This is a genomic window from Streptomyces sp. NPDC014006 (assembly GCF_043088925.1).
Classification (GTDB): Bacteria; Actinomycetota; Actinomycetes; order Streptomycetales; family Streptomycetaceae; genus Streptomyces.
In genome coordinates this window covers 247,836-269,605 of the sequence record NZ_JBICAJ010000008.1, presented here as the reverse complement: position 1 = coordinate 269,605, position 21,770 = coordinate 247,836, and the positions used below count along the sequence as shown (strand labels likewise).

Annotated in this window: 24 protein-coding genes and 4 tRNA genes; 21 read left to right on the top strand and 7 right to left on the bottom strand. The window is 70.7% G+C overall.

Annotation, left to right across the window (positions count from 1 at the left end):
- The first annotated feature begins 2 nt into the window (after positions 1 to 2).
- From ACF1GV_RS27130 to ACF1GV_RS27115, 4 genes are all read left to right on the top strand, one after another.
- Complete coding sequence (locus ACF1GV_RS27130; protein WP_391685488.1) at positions 3 to 1,577, top strand: NuoM family protein; 1,575 nt, start codon at positions 3 to 5, stop codon at positions 1,575 to 1,577.
- Positions 1,574 to 3,109: an NADH-quinone oxidoreductase subunit N gene (locus ACF1GV_RS27125; RefSeq protein ID WP_391685486.1), complete on the top strand. Its 1,536-nt coding sequence runs from the start codon at positions 1,574 to 1,576 to the stop codon at positions 3,107 to 3,109. The genes ACF1GV_RS27130 and ACF1GV_RS27125 overlap by 4 nt, the downstream gene beginning before the upstream one ends.
- Before the next feature lie 184 nt (positions 3,110 to 3,293).
- Positions 3,294 to 4,157 carry a zinc metalloprotease HtpX gene (htpX, locus tag ACF1GV_RS27120; protein WP_391685484.1) on the top strand — a complete coding sequence of 288 codons (864 nt, stop codon included), beginning with the start codon at positions 3,294 to 3,296 and terminating at the stop codon, positions 4,155 to 4,157.
- On the top strand, positions 4,154 to 4,546 hold the full coding sequence (locus ACF1GV_RS27115) for a YccF domain-containing protein (protein WP_363267924.1): 393 nt from the start codon (positions 4,154 to 4,156) through the stop codon (positions 4,544 to 4,546). The genes htpX and ACF1GV_RS27115 overlap by 4 nt, the downstream gene beginning before the upstream one ends.
- 31 nt (positions 4,547 to 4,577) lie before the next feature.
- Here the strand turns inward: ACF1GV_RS27115 and ACF1GV_RS27110 are convergent, their stop codons facing one another.
- Positions 4,578 to 5,834, bottom strand: coding sequence for an APC family permease (locus ACF1GV_RS27110; RefSeq protein ID WP_391685482.1), 1,257 nt, complete (start codon positions 5,832 to 5,834; stop codon positions 4,578 to 4,580).
- A 150-nt stretch (positions 5,835 to 5,984) separates the two neighbouring features.
- Here ACF1GV_RS27110 and ACF1GV_RS27105 point away from each other — a divergent pair, with 150 nt between their 5' ends.
- Positions 5,985 to 6,251, top strand: a complete 267-nt coding sequence (locus ACF1GV_RS27105; RefSeq protein ID WP_391685480.1) for a GlsB/YeaQ/YmgE family stress response membrane protein — start codon at positions 5,985 to 5,987, stop codon at positions 6,249 to 6,251.
- An 81-nt stretch (positions 6,252 to 6,332) separates the two neighbouring features.
- On the opposite strand, the gene ACF1GV_RS27100 is transcribed toward ACF1GV_RS27105, so the two are convergent.
- On the bottom strand, positions 6,333 to 6,821 hold the full coding sequence (locus ACF1GV_RS27100) for a YajQ family cyclic di-GMP-binding protein (protein WP_361630649.1): 489 nt from the start codon (positions 6,819 to 6,821) through the stop codon (positions 6,333 to 6,335).
- A gap of 223 nt (positions 6,822 to 7,044) precedes the next feature.
- On the opposite strand from ACF1GV_RS27100, the gene ACF1GV_RS27095 reads away from it, so the two are divergent.
- Positions 7,045 to 7,126: transfer RNA gene (locus tag ACF1GV_RS27095), tRNA-Tyr, on the top strand.
- A gap of 138 nt (positions 7,127 to 7,264) precedes the next feature.
- On the opposite strand, the gene ACF1GV_RS27090 is transcribed toward ACF1GV_RS27095, so the two are convergent.
- Entirely contained in the window at positions 7,265 to 7,543 is a 279-nt protein-coding gene (locus ACF1GV_RS27090; RefSeq protein WP_363267920.1) for a hypothetical protein, read from the bottom strand.
- A 94-nt stretch (positions 7,544 to 7,637) separates the two neighbouring features.
- On the opposite strand from ACF1GV_RS27090, the gene ACF1GV_RS27085 reads away from it, so the two are divergent.
- Positions 7,638 to 7,850 (top strand): hypothetical protein, encoded by a 213-nt coding sequence (locus ACF1GV_RS27085; protein ID WP_363267919.1) that lies wholly within the window; start codon positions 7,638 to 7,640, stop codon positions 7,848 to 7,850.
- A 36-nt stretch (positions 7,851 to 7,886) separates the two neighbouring features.
- On the opposite strand, the gene ACF1GV_RS27080 is transcribed toward ACF1GV_RS27085, so the two are convergent.
- Both ACF1GV_RS27080 and ACF1GV_RS27075 read right to left on the bottom strand, forming a co-directional pair.
- Complete coding sequence (locus tag ACF1GV_RS27080; protein ID WP_391685477.1) at positions 7,887 to 8,543, bottom strand: SDR family oxidoreductase; 657 nt, start codon at positions 8,541 to 8,543, stop codon at positions 7,887 to 7,889.
- 79 nt (positions 8,544 to 8,622) lie between these two features.
- Complete coding sequence (locus ACF1GV_RS27075) at positions 8,623 to 9,864, bottom strand: amidohydrolase family protein (RefSeq protein WP_391685475.1); 1,242 nt, start codon at positions 9,862 to 9,864, stop codon at positions 8,623 to 8,625.
- Between the two features lie 212 nt (positions 9,865 to 10,076).
- Between ACF1GV_RS27075 and ACF1GV_RS27070 the strand changes: the two genes are divergently transcribed.
- From ACF1GV_RS27070 to ACF1GV_RS27030, 9 genes are all read left to right on the top strand, one after another.
- Positions 10,077 to 10,149: transfer RNA gene (locus tag ACF1GV_RS27070), tRNA-Thr, on the top strand.
- A gap of 46 nt (positions 10,150 to 10,195) precedes the next feature.
- Positions 10,196 to 10,268: transfer RNA gene (locus ACF1GV_RS27065), tRNA-Met, on the top strand.
- Positions 10,269 to 10,359: 91 nt separating this feature from the next.
- Entirely contained in the window at positions 10,360 to 10,524 is a 165-nt protein-coding gene (gene rpmG / locus ACF1GV_RS27060) for a 50S ribosomal protein L33 (protein WP_003948671.1), read from the top strand.
- 120 nt (positions 10,525 to 10,644) lie between these two features.
- Positions 10,645 to 11,097, top strand: coding sequence for a MaoC family dehydratase N-terminal domain-containing protein (locus ACF1GV_RS27055; protein WP_391685473.1), 453 nt, complete (start codon positions 10,645 to 10,647; stop codon positions 11,095 to 11,097).
- A gap of 8 nt (positions 11,098 to 11,105) precedes the next feature.
- Positions 11,106 to 11,534, top strand: a complete 429-nt coding sequence (locus ACF1GV_RS27050) for a MaoC family dehydratase (RefSeq protein ID WP_391685772.1) — start codon at positions 11,106 to 11,108, stop codon at positions 11,532 to 11,534.
- 158 nt (positions 11,535 to 11,692) lie between these two features.
- The gene (locus tag ACF1GV_RS27045; protein WP_391685471.1) at positions 11,693 to 12,253 is read left to right on the top strand and encodes a TetR/AcrR family transcriptional regulator; all 561 of its coding nucleotides are present in this window, start codon (positions 11,693 to 11,695) and stop codon (positions 12,251 to 12,253) included.
- A gap of 78 nt (positions 12,254 to 12,331) precedes the next feature.
- Positions 12,332 to 13,762, top strand: coding sequence for a DHA2 family efflux MFS transporter permease subunit (locus ACF1GV_RS27040; RefSeq protein WP_391685469.1), 1,431 nt, complete (start codon positions 12,332 to 12,334; stop codon positions 13,760 to 13,762).
- Positions 13,763 to 14,286: 524 nt separating this feature from the next.
- The gene (locus tag ACF1GV_RS27035; RefSeq protein WP_391685467.1) at positions 14,287 to 15,342 is read left to right on the top strand and encodes a UDP-N-acetylmuramate dehydrogenase; all 1,056 of its coding nucleotides are present in this window, start codon (positions 14,287 to 14,289) and stop codon (positions 15,340 to 15,342) included.
- Between the two features lie 52 nt (positions 15,343 to 15,394).
- Positions 15,395 to 16,162, top strand: coding sequence for a DsbA family protein (locus ACF1GV_RS27030; RefSeq protein WP_391685465.1), 768 nt, complete (start codon positions 15,395 to 15,397; stop codon positions 16,160 to 16,162).
- A 10-nt stretch (positions 16,163 to 16,172) separates the two neighbouring features.
- On the opposite strand, the gene ACF1GV_RS27025 is transcribed toward ACF1GV_RS27030, so the two are convergent.
- Together ACF1GV_RS27025 and ACF1GV_RS27020 are read right to left on the bottom strand one after the other, a co-directional pair.
- The gene (locus ACF1GV_RS27025; protein WP_391685463.1) at positions 16,173 to 17,204 is read right to left on the bottom strand and encodes an adenosine deaminase; all 1,032 of its coding nucleotides are present in this window, start codon (positions 17,202 to 17,204) and stop codon (positions 16,173 to 16,175) included.
- Between the two features lie 121 nt (positions 17,205 to 17,325).
- Entirely contained in the window at positions 17,326 to 18,552 is a 1,227-nt protein-coding gene (locus ACF1GV_RS27020) for a pyridoxal phosphate-dependent aminotransferase (protein ID WP_391685462.1), read from the bottom strand.
- Between the two features lie 264 nt (positions 18,553 to 18,816).
- On the opposite strand from ACF1GV_RS27020, the gene ACF1GV_RS27015 reads away from it, so the two are divergent.
- The 5 genes from ACF1GV_RS27015 (at position 18,817) to rplA (ending at position 21,644) form a co-directional block, all read left to right on the top strand.
- Positions 18,817 to 18,889 (top strand) — tRNA-Trp (locus ACF1GV_RS27015).
- Positions 18,890 to 18,997: 108 nt separating this feature from the next.
- Positions 18,998 to 19,285, top strand: coding sequence for a preprotein translocase subunit SecE (secE, locus tag ACF1GV_RS27010; protein ID WP_391685460.1), 288 nt, complete (start codon positions 18,998 to 19,000; stop codon positions 19,283 to 19,285).
- Between the two features lie 81 nt (positions 19,286 to 19,366).
- Complete coding sequence (gene nusG / locus ACF1GV_RS27005) at positions 19,367 to 20,239, top strand: transcription termination/antitermination protein NusG (protein ID WP_391685458.1); 873 nt, start codon at positions 19,367 to 19,369, stop codon at positions 20,237 to 20,239.
- Positions 20,240 to 20,409: 170 nt separating this feature from the next.
- Positions 20,410 to 20,844, top strand: coding sequence for a 50S ribosomal protein L11 (rplK, locus tag ACF1GV_RS27000; RefSeq protein ID WP_006130605.1), 435 nt, complete (start codon positions 20,410 to 20,412; stop codon positions 20,842 to 20,844).
- Between the two features lie 74 nt (positions 20,845 to 20,918).
- Complete coding sequence (gene rplA / locus ACF1GV_RS26995; RefSeq protein WP_363265718.1) at positions 20,919 to 21,644, top strand: 50S ribosomal protein L1; 726 nt, start codon at positions 20,919 to 20,921, stop codon at positions 21,642 to 21,644.
- Positions 21,645 to 21,770 lie beyond the last annotated feature (126 nt).

The window sequence follows — 21,770 nt, the reverse complement described above, 5'->3', positions numbered from 1 at the left end:
GCGTGATCGATATCAACGAGTCCGTGATGCAGTTCCTTCTGGCATTCGTCGTGGTCGGCCCGCTCCTCGGCGCCGTCGCCGCTCTCCTGCCGGCCCCGCCCGGGCTGAAGGGGAAGTCCCCGGAGCAGGCCGTGCTCCGCCACGGTGTGACCGTGACCGGCGTGGTCCTCGTCGCCGCGATCGTCCTGGCGCTCGGCTTCGACCACGACCATCCGTCGAAGATGCAGGCCGGCACAGACATCAGCTGGATCCCCGCACTCGACGTGCGCATCCACCTCGGCATCGACGGCATTTCGCTCCCCCTGCTGGTCCTGACCGCGCTGCTGACCTTCCTCAGTGCGCTGTACTCCTACTTCAAGCTGCCCGCGGGCCCGTCCCCGAAGGCCTTCGTCGCCCTGATCCTGGTCCTGGAGTCCGGCACCCTCGCCACCTTCGCCGTCCTCGACCTGATCCTGTTCTTCCTCGCCTTCGAGATGGTCCTGATCCCCATGTACTTCCTCATCGCCCGCTGGGGCGGCGAGGGCCGGGCCACTGCGGCGTGGAAGTTCATCCTGTACACGCTGCTCGGCTCGGTGGTCATGCTGCTCGGCCTGCTCCTGATCGGCCTGCGAGCGGGCACCTTCGACATGGTGGCACTCGCCACTGACAACGGCCGGTCGCTGACCACGTCCGTGCAGGTCATCGCCGTATTGGCGATCGGGATCGGGCTCGCCGTGAAGACGCCGATGTGGCCGCTGCACAGCTGGCTGCCCGACGCGCACACCGCCGCGCCGACCGTCGGTTCGGTCCTGCTGGCCGGTGTCCTGCTGAAGATGGGTACGTACGGGTTCGTCCGGATTCTGCTGCCGATCGCCCCGGACGGCATGCGCACCTTCGCGCCCTACCTCGCCGCCTTCGCCGTCGTCGGGATCATCTACGGATCCCTCGCGTGCCTGGCCCTCGCCAAGCAGGGTGCGAAGGGCGACCTCAAGCGGCTGATCGCCTACTCCTCCGTCGGCCACATGGGCTTCGTCCTGCTCGGCATCGCCACCATGACCCCGACCGGCGTCAACGGCGCCCTGTTCGCCAACATCGCCCACGGCCTCATCACCGGCCTGCTGTTCTTCCTGGTCGGCGCGTTGAAGGACCGCACCGGCACCACCGACCTGGACACCCTGGCCGGGGGAACCGGCGCCGCGCTCTACGGCAAGGCCCCCCGCCTCGGCGGCCTGCTCGCCTTCGGCGCGGTCGCCTCGCTCGGACTGCCGGGCCTGGCCGGGTTCTGGGGCGAGATGCTCTCGCTGTTCGGCGCGTTCAAGCCCGCCGCCGACCTCAGCCGGCCTGCTTTCCTCACCTTCATGGCGATCGGCGCGTTCGGCACCCTGCTGACGGCCGCGTACATGCTCGTCGTGGTCCGCCGCGTCTGCATGGGCGCCGTACCGCAGGACACCCCGAAGCTCGCCGACGTCACGTCGTACGAGTTCGCGGCCTGGACCCCGCTCGTCGTCCTCACCGTGGTCGCGGGCCTGTGGCCCAAGGCCCTGCTCGGACTGACCGACCCGGCCGTGCAGCAGCTCCTCGCAGGAGGCACCCGATGAGCTCCCCGGCCCAGCCGCTCGCCCAGCCCCTGGCGGAGTCCGTCGTCCAGTCCGTCGACTGGCTCGCGATCGCGCCGCCCACCCTCACGGCCGTCGTCGGGCTGGCCGTCCTCGTCGCCGACCTGTTCGTGCCGGACGCGAAGAAGGCCGTCCTCGGCTGGATCTCCGTGGCCGGACTGGCCGCCTCCGCGCTCCTGCTGCTGCCGATCCTCGACGGTGACCGGTCCACGTTCTGCCTGCCCACCCGGCAGGACGCGTGCAGCTACACGGCGGACCGCTTCACCCTCGTCATCCAGCTGCTCGTCCTCGGCGGCGCCCTGCTGGCCGCGCTGCTGTCGGTCACCGCCCTGAAAGACGCCCGCAAGGACATGCCCGAGGGCGAGTACTGGTTCCTGCTGCTGTCCTCCGCCGCGGGCGCCGCCCTGCTGCCCGCCTCCCGTGACCTCGCGACCCTCATCGTCGCCCTGGAGGTCGCCTCCCTGCCCGCCTTCGCGCTCGTCGGCCTGCGCCACGGCGACAAGCGGTCCTCCGAGGCGGCCCTGAAGTTCTTCCTGTCCTCGGTCACGGCCACCGCCGTCAGCCTCATGGGCGTCAGCTTCCTGTACGCCACGACCGGCACCCTCTACCTCACCCAGATCGCCGACCGCATCCAGCACGTCGACGGCCAGCTGCACACCCTCGCCCAGACCGGCGTCGTCCTCACCCTCGTCGGCTTCGCGTTCAAGACCGCGGCCGTCCCCTTCCACTTCTGGGTGCCCGACACCTACGTCGGCGCGCCCCTGCCGATCGCCGCCTATCTGTCGGTCGTCGGCAAGGCCGTCGGCTTCTCCGGCCTGATCCTCGTCACCGTCGTCGCCCTCCCGTCGTACGCCGACGCCTGGGGCCCGGCGCTGGCCGTGCTGGCCGCCCTCACCATGACCGTCGGCAACGTCGGCGCCCTGCGCCAGCAGGCCACGCGCGCGTACAGCGCCGTACGACTGCTCGCCTGGTCCTCCGTCGGCCAGGCCGGCTACCTGCTGGTGCCGATCGCCGCGGCGGCCTACACGGACGACCCCGCGCACTCGATCGGCTCCACGGTCGCCTACGCCCTCATGTACGGCGCGGTGAACCTCGGTGCCTTCGCGGTGGCCGCCCTCGTGGGCCGTACGCGCGCGTCGAACCGCGTCGCGGACTACCGCGGGCTGTACGCCACCAATCCGTTCACCGCCCTGCTGCTGGCCTTCTTCCTGCTGTGCCTGGCCGGCCTCCCGCCGGGCATCATCGGCCTGTTCGCCAAGGTCACCGTCTTCTCCGCGGCCGTCGACGCCGGCCTCGGCTGGCTCGCGGTGATCATGGCCGTCAACGTGGTGATCGCGCTGTTCTACTACCTGCAGTGGACGGCCCTGCTGTTCCGCGCCCCCGAGGGCGAGCCCGCCCGGCACCGCCTTCCGGCCCCGCTCACCGCGGCGCTCGCCCTCACCGCGGTCGTCGCCGTGGCGCTCTCCGGCGCACCGCAGCTGGTCCTGCACTTCGCGGACACGGCGCTCTTCTGACGGTGCCGCGGGGGTCCCTCACCCGAGCGGCGCAGGGACCCGCGCGATCACCGGGGAACTGGCGGCCCTCGCCTGGCGTTGACCACTGCGGGAGGGTCCACTGGACGTGACACCACGACCTCAGTGGATACCGCAGATCAGCAAGGCAAAGGGTTCCCCTGCCGCACCACTTGGAGGGTGTACCGTGCACCGCCGGCACAACGGGCTCAGGACGGCAGTACTCCTCGGGGGGCTGTCCGCACTCATCATCGGCATCGGCAGCTTCTTCGGCCGTACGGGCCTGATCGTGGCCGTTGTGGTGGCACTGGGCACCAACGCGTACGCGTACTGGAACAGCGACAAGCTGGCCCTGCGCGCGATGCGGGCCCGCCCGGTCAGCGAGTTCGAGGCGCCGGGGCTGTACCGCATGGTCCGCGACCTGTCCACGCAGGCCCGCCAGCCCATGCCGCGCCTGTACATCTCGCCCACGGAGGCGCCCAACGCCTTCGCGACCGGCCGCAACCCGCGCAACGCCGCCGTGTGCTGCACGGAGGGCATCCTGCGTCTGCTCGACGACAGAGAGCTGCGCGGCGTCATCGGCCACGAGCTCAGCCATGTCTACAACCGCGACATCCTGATCTCGTCGGTGGCCGGCGCGCTCGCCTCGGTGATCGTGTTCCTGGTGAACTTCGCCTGGCTCATCCCCATCGGCCGTTCGGACGACGACGAGGGCCCCGGCCTGCTCGGCATGCTGCTGATCATGATCCTGGGCCCGATAGCCGCCGGCCTCATCCAGCTCGCCATCAGCCGCTCCCGGGAGTACGAGGCGGACGCGTCCGGCGCCCGCCTCACCGGCGACCCGCTTGCCCTCGCCAGCGCGCTGCGCAAACTGGAGATGGGGACCCAGCAACTGCCGCTGCCGCCCGAGCCACGCCTCGAGACGGCGAGTCACATGATGATCGCGAATCCCTTCCGCGCAGGTCAGGGACTGTCAAAGATGTTCTCCACCCACCCGCCGATGGCGGACCGTATCGCCCGGCTCGAGAAGATGGCAGGTCGCCCGCTGTGAGAACCATTCTGAACGTCATCTGGCTGGTCCTGAGCGGCTTCTGGCTGTTCCTCGCCTATCTCGTCGCCGGCGTGCTGCTCTGCATCACGATCATCGGCATCCCGTTCGGGATCGCGGCCTTCCGCATCGGCGTCTACGCGCTGTGGCCCTTCGGATACACCACCGTCGAGCGCGGTGACGCGGGCGCGCCCTCCTGCGTCGGCAACGTCCTGTGGCTGATCCTCGCGGGCTGGTGGCTGGCCATCGGACACATCGTCACGGGCATCGCCCTGTGCGTCACGATCATCGGCATCCCGTTCGGCGTCGCCAACTTCAAGCTGATCCCGGTCTCCCTGTTCCCGCTGGGCCGGGACATCGTCCGCACGGACGAGCCGTTCGCCGCGCGCTGACGAGGGCCGGGTACGGCCGGCCGTACGCGGATCACGCGCAGCGCGACCGGCGCCGCACCGCGTACGCCCCCGCACCCACCGCCAGGACGCCCGCGCCGATGGCCACGGACAGGCCCGGCAGGGCGAAGGCCAGGGTCGCGCAGCCCGCGAGACCCACGGCAGGCACCACGCGCGTGTGCCACGCCGATGTCAGCGTCCAGGCCGAGGCGTTGGCGACCGCGTAGTACGCGAGGACGCCGAACGACGAGAAGCCGATCGCGCCGCGTACGTCGACCGTGGCGGCCAGCACCGCCACCACCGCTCCCACGGCCAGCTCCGCCCGGTGCGGCACCTGGAAGCGCGGATGGACGGCCGCCAGCACGCCCGGCAGATGGCGGTCCCGGGCCATCGCCAGCGTCGTCCGCGACACACCCAGGATCAGCGCGAGCAGCGAACCCAGCGCCGCCACGGCCGCCCCCGCCCGCACCACAGGTGCCAGCCCCGGCACGCCCGCCGCCCGCACCGCGTCGGCCAGCGGCGCGGCCGCCTCACCCAGCCGGTCCGCGCCCAGTACGGCCAGGACGGCGACCGCCACGCACGCGTAGACGGCCAGGGCGATGCCCAGCGCCAGCGGGATCGCCCGCGGAATGGTGCGCGCCGGATCGCGTACCTCCTCACCCAGGGTGGCGATCCTCGCGTACCCGGCGAAGGCGAAGAACAGCAGCCCGGCCGCCTGCAGCACGCCGCCCGCCCCGTCCGAGGCGCCGACGTCCAGCCGCCCCGCGTCCGCGGCCTTCGACCCCAGACAGGCGACGGCGACACACGCCAGCACGGCCAGGACGACCACCACGATCACCCGGGTCAGCCACGCCGACTTCTGCACACCGCCGTAGTTCACGGCGGTCAGCGCCACGACGGCCGCGACCGCCACGGCGTGCGCCTGCCCGGGCCACACATATGTGCCCACGGTCAGCGCCATCGCCGCGCATGACGCCGTCTTGCCGACCACGAACGACCAGCCCGCGAGGTAACCCCAGAACGCGCCCAGCCGCTTTTTGCCGTACACGTACGTGCCGCCCGAGGCCGGATAGCGGGCCGCCAGCCGGGCCGAGGACAGGGCGTTGCAGTAGGCGACGACCGCGGCGAGGGCGAGACCGAGCAGCAGGCCGGATCCGGCGGCACGCGCGGCGGGATTGAGGGCGGCGAAGATGCCCGCCCCGATCATCGAGCCGAGCCCGACGACCACGGCGTCCCCGACGCCGAGGGTGCGCCGCAGTTCACCGCCGAGGGATGGTCCAGGCTGTGTCATGGCCCGCACCCTACTGATCGCCGCAACCATCGGACGTCCGCGTGACGTCCTGTTCATCAACTACGCACGAACACGCGCACGAGGCCCGTCAGGACGAAGATCACAGGACCCGGACAGGGCCGGCGCAGCGCGGAAGGGCAGGATCACGGCATGGGAATCATCAGCTGGATCATCCTCGGCCTGCTGGCCGGAGCCGTCGCCAAGTTCCTGCTGCCGGGTCGCGACCCGGGTGGCTTCGTCGGCACCACCCTCATCGGTGTCGCGGGCGCCTTCATCGGCGGCTGGATCTCGGCCCGCTGGCTGGACCACCCGATCGCCAAGGACTTCTACGACGGCGCCACCTGGGCGGCGGCCGTCGGAGGTTCGCTGGTCCTGCTGATCGCCTACCGCATCCTGTTCGGCAACTCGCGCGACTGACGCCCGTCGTCGGCGCGAAGGGCGGGCAGCGCGAAGGGTGGGCCGCGAGAAAGCCCACCCTTTGTCATGCCGTCGGCGGACCTACCGGTAGTTCACGAACTGCAGCGCGAAGTCGAAGTCCTTGCCCTTCAGCAGCGCGATGACCGTCTGCAGGTCGTCACGGCTCTTGGAGCTGACCCGCAGCTCGTCCCCCTGGACCTGCGCTTTGACGCCCTTCGGGCCCTCGTCGCGGATGATCTTCGCCACCTTCTTGGCGTTGTCCTGCGAGATGCCCTCCTGGATCTCCGCGAAGATCTTGTACTCCTTGCCGGACAGCTGCGGCTCGCCCGCCTCCAGGGCCTTCAGCGAGATGCCGCGCTTGATCAGCTTGGACTGGAAGACGTCGAGGACAGCGTTCACCCGGTCCTCGGAGTTCGCCTCCATGAGGATCTTGTCACCGGACCACGAGATCGAGGCACCCACGCCCTTGAAGTCGTAGCGCTGCGAGATCTCCTTGGCGGCCTGGTTGAGGGCGTTGTCGACCTCCTGCCGCTCGACCTTCGAGACGATGTCGAAACTGGAGTCGGCCATGTCCTGTGGCTCCTTGTATCGGGGTGCGAAAGGGTGCGTGTCGGCGTCCGCGGGGCTGCCGCCGAGCCCGGCGTGGATCCCGGGCCGCATCCCGACCAGCCTAGTCACCCCGCCCTGCGCGGGTGGTCATCAATCGGGTGGCGAAGCACCCCTGTGCATCGGGTATTGTTTACGTCGTTGCCGGGGAGCAGCGCCGAAAGGCGGCTCGAAGGCAGCATCACCCGGCGGTGTGCCCGAGCGGCCAAAGGGAGCAGACTGTAAATCTGCCGGCTCAGCCTTCCCAGGTTCGAATCCTGGCGCCGCCACGCTGAGGGAGACCCCCCTCGCTCTGCTGAAAAGCAGAGCGAGGGGGGTCTCGCCGTTTCGGCGACTCGGGTGGGGCGTCCAGGTCAGCTTCGGGAGGGCGAGCCGCGTGGGCGGGCCGCCTTCTCCTGGCGTGGCGCTCAGCCGCCGTCCGTGGGTTCGGTCGACGCCTTCTTCACCTCCGCCTCGACCTCGTTGCGCATCCGTCCCTCGTCCTTGGCGAACTCGGACACCGATGCCTGCACGTCGCGCGCGAGGTCCCGCCAGGCGCGCCAGGCCGTCTCGTACGTCGAGGTCTGCTCCTGCGTCCACGGGGCCGCCGTGGGCGGGCCGTAGGCCTCGCGCAGCTCGAGCACGCGCGTGTGCGCCTCGTTGGCCGCGCGTTGTTTCTCCACGAGCTCGCCGAAATTGTGTGCCACGTACGAAGGCTAAGGAGACGGCGGGGATTTTGCGCGCCGAGCCGGGCGCGCCGCGCGGAACGTCGTTGTCAGTGGTCCCCGGCACACTGGTCGCATGTCCAGCCGTCGCAGACACTGCCCGGAGTGCCGTCGCGAGATCGCCGTCGTGGCGGGACGCTACGCCCGGCACGACCCGCCCGGCACGCGGGAGAGCGGCGCGCTCGTCTCGTGCCCGGGCTCGCGCAGACCGGCGCAACTGGGCGCGGCGCAGCCGACCTTGGACGGATACGCCGTCCCGGAGTTCCCGGGCCAGCTGCCGTTGTTCTGACCGGCTGCCGTCGTTCCGACGACGGCTGTCGGTCCCTCAGTTGCCCGCCACCGACTTGACCGCCACCGACACCGGTGCCGACCCGCTCACCAGTTCCAGGGTCAGGCCCGCCGTCGCCGGGGTGTCCACCAACTCCGCCAGTACGGCGGCCACGTCGTCGCGGGGGACCGGGCCGCGGCCGGTGTGTGCCTCCAGGCGCACCAGGCCGGTGCCGGCGTCGTTCGTCAGCGAACCGGGGCGCAGGATCGTCCAGTCCAGGGCGTCCAGGCCGCGCACGTGGTCGTCCGCCTCGCCCTTGGCGCGCAGGTAGACGTCGAACACGTCGTCCCCCTGGTGCCGGGCGTCCGCGCCCATCGACGACACCACCACGAACCGTCGCACGCCCGCCCGGACCGCGGCGTCCGCGAAGAGCACCGCCGCGCCCTTGTCCACCGTGTCCTTGCGGTCCGCTCCGCTGCCCGGGCCGGCGCCGGCGGCGAACACCGCCGCGTCCGCGCCCCGCAGCGCGTCCGCGACCTGCTCCACGGACGCCGACTCCAGGTCCAGCAGGACCGGTTCGGCGCCCGCCTCCCGCAGATCGTCGCCCTGTTCGGCCTTGCGGATCAGCCCCGCGGCCTCGTACCCGCGCGCGGCGAGCAGCCGCTCCAGCCGCAGCGCGATCTGACCATGACCACCAGCGATGACAATGCGCATGTCTTCGACCGTACGCCTGGTGGGTGACGGGTGCCCGCGGCGTCGGGCACGTCGGTGGCCGCGTCCGGCACGGCGGGTGTCAGGACAGCTCCGTGCGGCCCTGGCGGGGCAGGTCCAGGTCCGCTGCCGTGGAGTCGCAGAACTCCCTGACCGCGCTGGTGCGCGACACCACCCGGCCCCGGTGGATCACGATGCGGCTGTAGGCCAGGGACAGGGCCGCGGCGAGGCGGTCTGCGCGTACGGCCAGGAGTTCGGCCGGGAAGCCGGCCTCCACGCGTACCCCGGGCAGGCCGAGCACCGAACGGGAGGCGGCGCTGACCGCGTCGTAGGCATCCTCGGGGCGCAGGCCGTGGCGGGAGGCCAGCAGGTAGGCGGCCTCCAGCGGGTCGCCCCGGCCGACCGGGTTGGAGACGTCCCGCAGTGCGCCGCTGCCGGCCGCCACATGGACGCCGGCAGCGCGCAGGAGACGTACGGGCGCCGTGTCGCGCCCCTGGGCGCCCGGGCAGCCGCCCTGGGGCAGGCAGACGACGGTGACGCCGGCCGCGGCGAGCTGGTCCGCGGTGCGGGCGGCCGCCTCGGCGGGCAGCCGGTCCAGGCCGCCGCACGGGCCGAGGGTGACGCCGGGGCGCAGGCCGCCGGCCATGGCCGCGAGCCGGGCCAGGCGTGCCGGGTCGGCGGCGTCGGTGTGCAGGTCGACCGGGCAGCCGTGCTCGGAGGCGACCTCCAGGACGGCCTCCACGTAGCCCGTGGGGTCCGGGTCGATGTCGGGGCAGCCGCCGACGACCGAGGCGCCCATCTTCATCGCGTCGCGGAGCATCGCGAGCCCGTCGGCCCCGGCCCGGCCCGTCAGCACGCGCGGTACGGCCACGGTGGTCAGCTCGGTGAGCCCGCTCAGCGCCCGGCGCGCCTGGAGGACCGCGCCCAGCGCGCCGAGGCCCTGCACGTCGCCCACGCGAACGTGGGCGCGCAGCGCGGTCGCGCCGTGGCCGAGCTGGAGGAGCGCGGCCTCGGTGGCGCGCCGTTGGACGTCCTCGGGGTCGGACGAGGCCGGGCCGTCGTCGTCGGCCGACATCGCGGTGTCGGCGTGGATGTGCGGCTCGGCCGGTGCCGGCAGCAGCAGGTAGCCGCGCAGGTCCACGCGCGTGCCCCGGCGCCGGGTCTCCGCCGCGAGGCTCCCGGCGGTGCCGACGGCCTCGATGCGTCCGCCGCACAGTCGTACGTCGACCTGCCGCCCGTCGGTGAGCCGTGCTTCGCACAGCAGCAGGCTCTGCTCGGCAGGTCCCGAGGACGGGGTCGACTGCGTCGGCTGGCTGTCGGGCATCGCGCTCCAGGGGCTCGTCGGACCGCGCGCGGCGGCGCAAGATCACACAGAGTGAGTCGAGCCTAGGGCGGCGGCCCGCGCACGTCAGGGAGGAGCGCAATAGTCGTACCGACTGTGGTCCGCGCTCGGGAGGGGCTGCTGGGACCCGTGAGGGGGCCGGAGGAATCGGATTTGGGCGAACGGCGGGCGACCGTGTAATGTCTTCCTCGCTCGCCCCAATAGCTCAGTCGGCAGAGCGTCTCCATGGTAAGGAGAAGGTCAACGGTTCGATTCCGTTTTGGGGCTCTGGTGAGAGAGGTTCTCGTCGCGAGGCGGGAATCGATCGCACCGCAGCGGTGTAGCTCAGTCGGTAGAGCAAGCGGCTCATAATCGCTGTGTCACCGGTTCAAGTCCGGTCACCGCTACTCCAAGTAGCCGATTGGTGGGTCGGTCCGTCGATCGGCTACTCTTCATGTGCATTAATTTCTAGTCACCCGTTCGTCAAGGAGCACTCCTGTGGCTGCCACCGACGTCCGCCCGAAGATCACGCTGGCCTGCGTGGAGTGCAAGGAGCGGAACTACATCACCAAGAAGAACCGGCGTAACAACCCGGACCGTCTTGAGATGAAGAAGCACTGCCCGCGTTGCAACGCGCACACCGCGCACCGCGAAACGCGATAAATCAGGCTCGTACACGAGGCCGCCCCCGAGACATTGGGGGGCGGCCTCGCGTCGTTTCGTCACTGCGGCGAACGTTCGTTGTTCACACCAGGAGTGATTCACACCAGGAGGTGCCGGGCCATGGCGCTCGACCAGTCCTTCGTGGGGCGGACCTACCCGCCCACCGAGCCCTATGAGGTGGGCCGGGAGAAGATCCGGGAGTTCGCGGAGGCGGTGGGGGACACCAATCCGGCGTACACCGACCCGGAGGCCGCCAAGGCGCTCGGTCATCCGGATGTGATCGCTCCGCCGACCTTTGTGTTCGCCATCACCTTCAAGGCCGCCGGGCAGGTCGTCGCCGACCCGCAGCTCGGCCTGGACTACAGCCGGGTGGTGCACGGGGACCAGAAGTTCGCCTACCGGCGCCCGGTGCGGGCCGGTGACCGGCTCACGGTCACCTCGACCATCGACGCGATCAAGTCGATGGCCGGCAACGACATCCTGGACGTCCGCGGCGAGGTCCACGACGAGGCCGGGGAGCACGTCGTGACCGCCTGGACCAAGCTCGTGGCCCGCGGGGCCGAGGAGGTGTGACGAGAGCCATGGCGGCGAAGATCGCTTACGACGACGTCGAGGTCGGCACCGAGCTGCCGGCCCAGACCTTCCCCGTGACCCGTGCCACGCTCGTGCAGTACGCGGGCGCTTCCGGGGACTTCAACCCGATCCACTGGAACGAGAAGTTCGCCAAGGAGGTCGGCCTCCCGGACGTCATCGCACACGGCATGTTCACCATGGCCGAGGCGATCCGGGTGGTCACCGACTGGGTCGGGGACCCGGGCGCGGTCGTCGAGTACGGCGTCCGCTTCACCAAGCCGGTCGTCGTGCCCAACGACGAGCAGGGCGCCACGATCGAGGTCAGCGCCAAGGTCGCCGCCAAGCTCGACGACCAGACCGTGCGCGTGGACCTCACGGCGACCAGCTCAGGCCAGAAGGTCCTCGGCATGTCTCGCGCCATGGTCCGCCTGGCCTGAGCCACGCCCTTCGCACCACTCACGTAAGGGGCGCTCTCCACAGCGGAGCGCCCCTTACGTGCGTCTGTGACACCAGGGCCACGGTGCCGGTGCTGCACGAGGGTGCATTCGTACCGGGTCCTTGACTTGGTTAGTGATTGAGCACTAACTTACGTCCCATGGTCAGGATGAGCGCAGAAGAGCGTCGGGAGAGCGTCATCCGGGCGGCGACCGCCGAGTTCGCCCGGGGCGGGTATCACGGCACCTCGACGGAGGCGATCGCCAAGCGGGTCGGGGTGTCACAGCCGTATCTCTTCCGGTTGTTCCCCGGCAAGCGGGCGATCTTTCTCGCCGCGGCCGAGCGCTGTGTCGAGGACACCATCCGGACCTTCGAGGAGGCGGCCGAGGGTCTGGAGGGCGAAGAGGCCGTGGCCGCCATGGGCCGGGCCTACCGGCAGGTCATCGCCGATCATCCCGAGCGGATGCAGATGCAGATGCAGATGTACCTCGCGGTCGCCGCCGCCGAGGCCGACGGCGATCACGAGTTCGGTGAGGCCGTACGGCAGGGCTGGACGCGGCTGTGGGACACCGTGCACCTGCCTCTGGGTGCGGACGCCGGCGAGACCACGGCCTTCATGGCGAACGGCATGCTCATCAACTGCCTCGTGGCGATGGGTTTCCCTGCCGGTCATCGCGTGTGGGCGGGGCTGGCGCTGCCCGGCGGCCGGACGGCGTGCTGACGGAAGCGGCCAAGGAGGCCGGCTTCCCTTGCCGGTCAAATTTAGTAATCACTAACTAACGAACTCTCTGGGGGAGAGATGTCACAACCCACCACCCGGGGCACCGTCTGGGCCCTGGTCATCACCAGCGTCGCCGGATTCATGGCGGCCCTCGACAACCTCGTCGTCACCACCGCGCTGCCCTCGATCCGCGACGACCTCGGCGGCGGGCTGGGCGACCTCGAATGGACGGTCAGCGCCTACACACTCACCTTCGCCGTCCTGCTGATGTTCGGCGCGGCCCTCGGCGACCGCTTCGGGCGCCGCAAGCTCTTCCAGATGGGCATCACCGTCTTCACCGTCGCCTCCGCGGCCGCGGCCATGGCTCCCGGCATCGGCGCGCTGATCGCCGCCCGGGCGGTCCAGGGCGTGGGCGCGGCGATCATGATGCCGCTCACCCTGACCCTGCTCACGGCCGCCGTACCCGCCGCCAAGCGCGGCATGGCATACGGGATCTGGGGCGCGGTGAACGGCCTCGCCGTCGCGTCCGGGCCGCTGATCGGCGGCAGCCTGACCGAGCACATCTCCTGGCACTGGATCTTCTGGCTGAACGTCCCCCTCGGCATCGCCCTGCTGCCCCTCGCCCGCCTGCGGCTCACCGAGTCCTACGGCACGGGGGCACCGCTCGACTTCCCCGGCACGTTGCTCGCCAGCGGCGGCCTGTTCGGGATCGTCTACGGCCTGGTCCGCGGGCCCGCCGACGGCTGGACCAGCACCCTCGTCCTCCTCGGTCTGATCGCGGGCGGCGCGCTGCTGGCCGGTTTCGTGCTGCACGGCACGCGGGCGAAGAATCCGATGCTGCCGATGCGGCTGTTCCGTTCGCGGGCGTTCTCGGGGATCAACGCGGCGAGCATGCTGATGTTCCTGGGCATGTTCGGGTCGATCTTCCTGCTCAGCCAGTACATGCAGGGCGTGCTCGGTTACTCGCCGACCGAGGCGGGGCTGCGGATGCTGCCGTGGACCGGCATGCCGATGCTCGTCGCGCCGGTCGCCGGCATCCTGGCCGACCGGATCGGCGGCCGGCCGGTCGTCGCGGTGGGCCTCTTCCTCCAGGCCGCGGGGCTCGGCTACCTGGCCTCCGCGTCCACGGCCCACGCGTCGTACGCCGCCCAGCTGCCGGGGCTGATCCTCAGCGGCATCGGCATGGCGCTCTTCTTCGCCCCGGCCTCACATCTGGTGATGTCCAGCGTCCGGGCAGCCGAGCAGGGGATCGCCTCCGGGGCGAACAACGCGCTGCGGGAGGTCGGGGGCGCGCTTGGGGTCGCGGTGATGTCGTCGATCTTCTCGGCGCAGGGGGGTTACGAGTCGGCGCAGGCCTTCGTCGACGGGTTGCGGCCGGCGGTGTTCACCGGGGCGGGGGTCGTTGCACTGGCGGGTGCGGCAACGCTGATGATCCCTCGCCGGCGCCACGCCACGCCGGAGCCGACGGCCCTGGGCAAGCCCCGCACCTTGGAAACGTCGACGCGCTGACGTCGGCCACGGCGAGCGGCCGGGGGTGGGGTGCGCGGCGCGGGTGGGCGCTGACGGGTGCCGCCCGCGCCCACCCGTGCCGGCTGGCAGCTGCTCCCGCGTGCCGGCGCCCCCCCAAGTCGACGACGTCCGGCACCCGCGTACGGCAGGAAGGGGACGGGGTGGGGGTGTCCGCCCTCAGCGGCCGGCACCGGGCAAGGGTGCCCCCGTCGGAAACGGGCGGCCGGACCGAGGACGGACACCCCCCACCCCGGCCCCGACCCATAACGCACCGCAGGCGCGACGCACGCCACGACGCGACCGCAACGGGCCGCCGCAGGCACAAAAGGGGCGCGGGGAACTGCGCGACCAGCCACAACGAACGCCGCAGACAAAAACCGGCCCAGGCGCCGCAGGCACCCGCGACCAGCCACAACGAACGCCACACAGGCCGCCGCAGGCAACCACGACGAGACCCGCACCACATCCGCCCCAAGCCCCCCACCCGCCCCCCACCCCGCCGCCGCAGGCATAGGCTTGCCCGCGTGCTGGAACAACACGACGCCCCCCTCGCCCCCCTCACCACCCTCAGGCTCGGCGGCCCCGCCGCCCGGCTGCTCACGGCGAACAGTGACGCCGAGGTGATCGAAGCCGTCCGCGAGGCGGACGCGACCGGCACCCCCCTGCTGATCATCGGCGGCGGCTCCAACCTGCTCATCGGCGACAAGGGCTTCCCCGGCACCGCCCTCCGCATCGCCACCCGCGGTGTCGAGCTGGCCGGCACCACCCTGGAGCTCGCCGCCGGCGAGATCTGGACCGACGCCGTCGCCCGCACCGTGGAGGCCGGGCTCGCCGGCATCGAGTGCCTCGCCGGCATCCCCGGCTCGGCCGGCGCCACCCCGATCCAGAACGTCGGCGCGTACGGCCAGGACGTCTCCGCCACGATCACCGAAGTGATCGCCTACGACCGTCACACCCACCGCACGGTCACCCTCGCCAACGCCGACTGCGCCTTCTCCTACCGCCACAGCCGCTTCAAGCAGGACCCGGACCGATACGTCGTCCTCCGCGTCCGCTTCGAACTGGAGGACGCCGGCGGCCTCTCCGCCCCGATCCGCTACGCCGAGACCGCCCGCGCCCTCGGCGTGGAACCCGGTGACCGCGTCCCGCTCGCGGACGCCCGCGACACGGTCCTGAAGCTGCGCGCCGGCAAGGGCATGGTGCTGGACCCCGACGACCACGACACCTGGTCCGCCGGTTCCTTCTTCACCAACCCGATCCTCCCGGACACCGCCTTCGCGGCCTTCCGCGCCCGCGTCCACGACCGCCTCGGCGCCGACACCGAACCGCCCGCCTACCCGGCCGGCGACGGCCACACCAAGACCTCCGCCGCCTGGCTGATCGACAAGGCCGGTTTCACCAAGGGCTACGGCACCGGCCCCGCCCGCATCTCCACCAAGCACACCCTCGCCCTGACCAACCGTGGCGAGGCGACCACCGAGGACCTCCTCGCCCTCGCCCGCGAGGTCGTCGCCGGCGTCCACGAGGCCTTCGGCATCACCCTCGTCAACGAACCGGTGACGGTGGGCGTCAGCCTGTAGCGGAAGATCACATAGGGTCGTACCCCGCCAGGAGACACGAGGGGAACGACCCATGCGAGGCACCCGCGGAGGCACCCGCCGCACCCGTACCGCCGCGCCCGCGACCGCGACGGCGGCGGTCGCCGTACTGCTGGCCGCAGCCGCCATGGGATGCGGCGGCGGCACGGACGACGGCGGCGACGCCAAACCGGCCGGCGGGCAGCCGGCGCACGCCGCCCCGGCACAGACGTACGCCACGGACGCAGATCTCCCCGAGTCCCTCGCCCCCGACGGCACCACCGTCCGTGTCGGCTCGCCGAGCGCGAAGACGGTCGTGCACGTCTACGAGGACATGCGCTGCCCGGTCTGCGAGCGGTTCGAGACCCAGGGCGGCGGCGAGGCGCTGCGCGAGATGGTCCGCTCAGGCCAGGTCAGGGCCGAGTACACCCTCGCGTCCTTCCTGGACGACAAGCTCGGCGGCCAGGGCTCGAAGAAGGCCGCCAACGCCCTGCGGGCCGCGCTGGACGCGGGCAGGTTCGTCGAGCTCCACGACGCCCTCTTCGCCCACCAGCCGGACGAGAGCATCGACGGCTACACCGACACCTTCCTGCTGCGGACGGCTTCCCAGGTGCGGGGCCTGCGCGGCGCCGAGTTCGACGCGGCGGTGAAGGGCATGAAGCACCGTTCGTTCGTCATCGCCTCCGAGAAGGCCTTCGCCACGTCCGGCGCGACCGGCACGCCCACGCTGAAGGTCAACGGCAAGATCGTCCCGCAGAGCCTGGCGGGCAGTCTGTTCGACAAGCAGTCGTTCCCGATGGTGATCGGCTCCATGAGCCAGTGAACCGACGGGCTCAGCCCTCCAGCCAGTCGTCCACCTCGGACAGCAGCTCCCGCTTGACCCCGTCCGGCGCCGCCGTCGCGCGCAGCGACTGCCGGGCCAGCTCCGCCAGCTCCTCGTCCGTGAACTCGTGGTGCCGGCGTGCGATCTCGTACTGCGCGGCGAGCCGCGAGCCGAACAGCAGCGGGTCGTCCGCGCCCAGCGCCATCGGCACGCCCGCCTCGAACAGCGTGCGCAGCGGTACGTCCTCGGGCTTCTCGTACACCCCCAGGGCGACATTGGACGCCGGGCAGACCTCGCAGGTCACGCCCTGTTCGGCGAGCCGCCGCAGCAGCCAAGGGTCCTCCGCGGCCCGCACCCCGTGCCCGAGCCGGTCGGCGTGCAGGTCGTCCAGGCAGTCCCGGACCGAGAACGGGCCGGTCAGCTCACCGCCGTGCGGCGCGGACAGCAGACCGCCCTCGCGCGCGATGGCGAAGGCCCGGTCGAAGTCGCGCGCCATGCCCCGGCGCTCGTCGTTGGAGAGCCCGAAGCCGATGACGCCCCGGTCGGCGTACCGCACGGCCAGGCGGGCCAGGGTGCGTGCGTCCAGCGGGTGCTTCATGCGGTTGGCCGCGACCACCACCCGCATCCCGAGCCCGGTCTCCCGGCTGGTGGTCTCCACGGCGTCCAGGATGATCTCCAGCGCCGGGATCAGTCCGCCCAGCCGTGGGGCGTACGACGTGGGGTCGACCTGGATCTCCAGCCACCGGGAGCCGTCCTTCAGGTCCTCCTCCGCGGCCTCCCGCACCAGCCGCTGGATGTCTTCCGGCTGCTGGAGGCACGAGCGCGCGGCGTCGTAGAGCCGCTGGAAGCGGAACCAGCCCCGCTCGTCCGTCGCCCGCAGCCGCGGCGACTCCCCGCTGCCCAGCGCGTCGGTCAAAGCGTCCGGCAGCCGGACGCCGTGCTTGTCGGCGAGTTCCAGGAGGGTGCTGGGCCGCATCGAGCCGGTGAAGTGCAGGTGCAGATGGGCCTTGGGCAGTGCAGACAGATCACGTACGCGCTCCATTCCAGGATCCTGCCGCACGCTCCGGGCGTCCCGGTAGCACTTTCCCCGATCGAGGTCTTGCCGGCACGAAGAAACGGGCCGCCCCCCGAGGGGACGGCCCGTGTCCGGCTCGGCGGGGACGTCAGTCCCTCGCCTCCGCCAGCAGCTTCTGAATCCGGCTCACGCCCTCGACGAGGTCCTCGTCGCCGAGCGCGTACGACAGCCGCAGATAGCCCGGCGTGCCGAACGCCTCACCCGGGACGACCGCGACCTCGGCCTCCTCCAGGATCAGCGCGGCCAGCTCGACGGTGTCCTGCGGACGCCTGCCGCGGATCTCCTTGCCCAGCAGCGGCTTGACCGAGGGGTAGGCGTAGAAGGCGCCCTCGGGCTCCGGGCAGAACACGCCGTCGATCTCGTTGAGCATCCGCACGATGGTCTTCCGGCGCCGGTCGAAGGCCTCGCGCATCTTCGCCACGGCCTCGAGGTCACCGGAGACGGCGGCCAGCGCGGCCACCTGGGCGACGTTGGAGACGTTGGAGGTGGCGTGCGACTGCAGGTTGGTCGCGGCCTTCACGACGTCCTTGGGGCCGATGATCCAGCCCACGCGCCAGCCGGTCATGGCGTACGTCTTGGCGACACCGTTGACGACGATGCACTTGTCGCGCAGCTCCGGCAGGACCGCGGGCAGCGACACGGCGGAGGCGCCGCCGTAGACCAGGTGCTCGTAGATCTCGTCGGTGAGCACCCACAGGCCGTGCTCGTGGGCCCAGCGGCCGATGGCCTCGGTCTCGTGCTCGGAGTAGACCGCGCCGGTCGGGTTGGACGGCGAGACGAAGAGGACGACCTTCGTCTTCTCGGTGCGGGCGGCCTCCAGCTGCTCGACGGAGACGCGGTAGCCGGTGGTCTCGTCGGCGGTCACGAAGACGGGGACACCGCCGGCCAGCCGGATCGACTCCGGGTAGGTCGTCCAGTACGGCGCCGGGACGATGACCTCGTCGCCCGGGTCGAGGATCGCGGCGAACGCCTCGTAGATCGCCTGCTTGCCGCCGTTGGTCACGAGGACCTGGGACGCGTCGACCTCGTAGCCGGAGTCGCGCAGCGTCTTCGCGGCGATGGCGGCCTTCAGCTCGGGCAGGCCGCCGGCCGGCGTGTAGCGGTGGTACTTCGGGTTCTTGCAGGCCTCGACGGCCGCCTCGACGATGTAGTCCGGAGTCGGGAAGTCAGGCTCACCGGCGCCGAAGCCGATCACCGGGCGCCCGGCGGCCTTCAGTGCCTTGGCCTTGGCGTCCACGGCGAGGGTGGCGGACTCGGAGATCGCGCCGATGCGGGCCGAGACCCGGCGCTCGGTGGGAGGGATTGCAGCGCTCATACGGCCCATGCTTTCAGACCGGAAACCTGGCGGGCACGCCGGTTTCACCCAGTGGGCACCGACCGAACGCCTGACGGAACGAACGGCGCGGCCGATCCGCGTCCGGCCACGAACATCAGAACCAACCGCCCCCAGGGGGCGCTTTCCGTTCGACTGTGCGCTCCGGACCACGTACACTCTCACCTCGTTGGCCTTCAGCAGCCGCGACCGCAACCGGTGCACACCAAGCATCCGGGCGGATGCGGTACGTTGGGGACACACCAAAGGGTCGTAGCTCAATTGGTAGAGCACCGGTCTCCAAAACCGGCGGTTGGGGGTTCAAGTCCCTCCGGCCCTGCTACACACACCTTCGCCAGGATGTGTGCGCATGTACGTACAGCAATGCACCGCCGTGCGGCTCAGACCGGGCGCGGCACGGCCACGACCCGGGATCAGGTGAGGACTAATGGCGGACGCCGTGGGCTCCATCGACACGCCTGACGCCCAGGACGAGGCGCAGGAGAGTCGGAAGAAGGCCCGCAAGGGCGGCAAGCGGGCCAAGAAGGGTCCGCTGAGGCGCCTGGCCACCTTCTATCGGCAGATCATCGCCGAGCTGCGCAAGGTCGTCTGGCCCACGCGCAACCAGCTGACGTCGTACACGACTGTGGTGATCTTCTTCGTCGCCATCATGATCGGCCTGGTGACCGTGATTGACTATGGGCTCAACCACGCGGCCAAGTACGTCTTCGGCTGAGCCAGAAGCGAAGGGCGCCGAGGTATCCGGCGCCCCTTTTCGCGTGTTCCACCCCTATGTATCCAGGAAGAAGCAGCCACCGTGTCTGACCAGAACCTGAACGACGCCGTTGAGCCAAGCGAGACTGCGGCAGAGTCGGTGGACGACGAGCTCGACATCGTCGAGGGCGCGGACGAGGACCTGGACGAGGCCGAGGCTGCCGACCTCGAAGCGGGCGAGCCCGCCGAGGAAGCCGCCCTCCACGAGGAGGACGAGGCCGAGGCCGGCGACGAGGCCGATGAGGACGACGTCGCCGAGGCCGTGGCCGAGGAGCCCGAGCCCGAGCCCGAGGACGACCGCGACCCGGTCGAGAAGCTCCGCGAGGAGCTGCGCACGCTGCCCGGCGAGTGGTACGTCATCCACACGTACGCCGGGTACGAGAAGCGCGTGAAGGCCAACCTGGAGCAGCGCGCCGTCTCGCTGAACGTCGAGGACTTCATCTACCAGGCCGAGGTGCCCGAGGAAGAGATCGTCCAGATCAAGAACGGCGAGCGCAAGACCGTCAAGCAGAACAAGCTTCCCGGTTACGTGCTCGTCCGGATGGACCTGACGAACGAGTCCTGGGGCGTCGTCCGCAACACGCCGGGCGTCACCGGGTTCGTCGGCAACGCCTACGACCCGTACCCGCTGTCGCTGGACGAGATCGTGAAAATGCTCGCCCCCGAGGCGGAGGCCAAGGCCGCCCGTGAGGCCGCCGAGGCCGAGGGCAAGCCGGCGCCGCAGCGCAAGGTCGAGGTCCAGGTGCTGGACTTCGAGGTCGGCGACTCGGTCACCGTCACCGACGGCCCGTTCGCCACGCTGCAGGCCACGATCAACGAGATCAACCCGGACTCCAAGAAGGTCAAGGGTCTGGTGGAGATCTTCGGTCGCGAGACGCCGGTCGAGCTGTCCTTCGACCAGATCCAGAAGAACTAGTTTCTTTCTGGACGTACCGCTTCCGTGCAGGTCAGGCGAACGCTCAGCGAGCGCCTGACCTGCACGGTTTTTAGCCGCGCATCTATACCCGTTATCGTTGTGCGGTATGCCTGCGTCCGGGTGGTCCCCGGAAGCGGGCATGGACCCGAAGTGAAAGGACCCGGAGAGCCATGCCTCCCAAGAAGAAGAAGGTCACGGGGCTCATCAAGCTCCAGATCCAGGCCGGTGCCGCCAACCCGGCCCCGCCGGTCGGCCCCGCGCTGGGTCAGCACGGCGTGAACATCATGGAGTTCTGCAAGGCCTACAACGCCGCGACCGAGTCGCAGCGTGGCTGGGTCATCCCGGTGGAGATCACGGTCTACGAGGACCGCTCCTTCACCTTCATCACCAAGACCCCGCCGGCCGCGAAGATGATCCTCAAGGCCGCGGGCGTTGAGAAGGGCTCCGGCGAGCCGCACAAGACCAAGGTCGCGAAGATCACGCGTGACCAGGTCCGCGAGATCGCCACCACCAAGATGCCCGACCTCAACGCCAACGACCTGGACGCCGCCGAGAAGATCATCGCCGGCACCGCCCGTTCCATGGGCGTCACGGTCGAGGGCTGACCCCACCTTCCAGCAGTAGTGGCAGGGCCTGCTCGGCCCGGACCACAACTCCTCAGTACATACAGGAGCATCACGTGAGCAAGCGCAGCAAGGCTCTCAAGGCTGCGGACGCCAAGGTCGACCGGGAGAAGCTGTACGCCCCGCTCGAGGCCGTCCGTCTCGCCAAGGAGACCGCCACGACCAAGTTCGACTCGACCGTCGAGGTCGCCTTCCGTCTGGGTGTCGACCCGCGCAAGGCCGACCAGATGGTCCGTGGCACCGTGAACCTGCCGCACGGCACCGGCAAGACTGCCCGGGTCCTGGTCTTCGCGACCGGTGACCGTGCTGCGGCCGCGGAGGCCGCGGGCGCCGACATCGTCGGCTCCGACGAACTGATCGACGAGGTCGCGAAGGGCCGTCTGGACTTCGACGCCGTCGTCGCCACCCCGGACCTCATGGGCAAGGTCGGCCGCCTCGGCCGCGTGCTCGGTCCGCGTGGTCTGATGCCGAACCCGAAGACCGGCACCGTCACCCCCGACGTGACCAAGGCCGTCACCGACATCAAGGGCGGCAAGATCGAGTTCCGTGTCGACAAGCACGCGAACCTGCACTTCATCATCGGCAAGGCGTCCTTCGACGACACCAAGCTGGTGGAGAACTACGGCGCGGCCCTGGAGGAGATCCTCCGTCTGAAGCCGTCCGCCGCCAAGGGTCGCTACATCAAGAAGGCCGCGCTCAGCACCACCATGGGCCCCGGCATTCCGGTCGACCCGAACCGCACCCGCAACCTCCTCGTCGAGGAGGACCCGGCCGCGGTCTGAGCCTGACGCTCACCGAAGTCGGTTCCGGGCCCCGCACCCTGCTCGCAGGGGGCGGGGCCCGTTCCGTTCCCGAAGCAGTCCCCGCCGGGTAGCGTGAAGATCGCGGGGGAGCCGAGGGGGAAAACG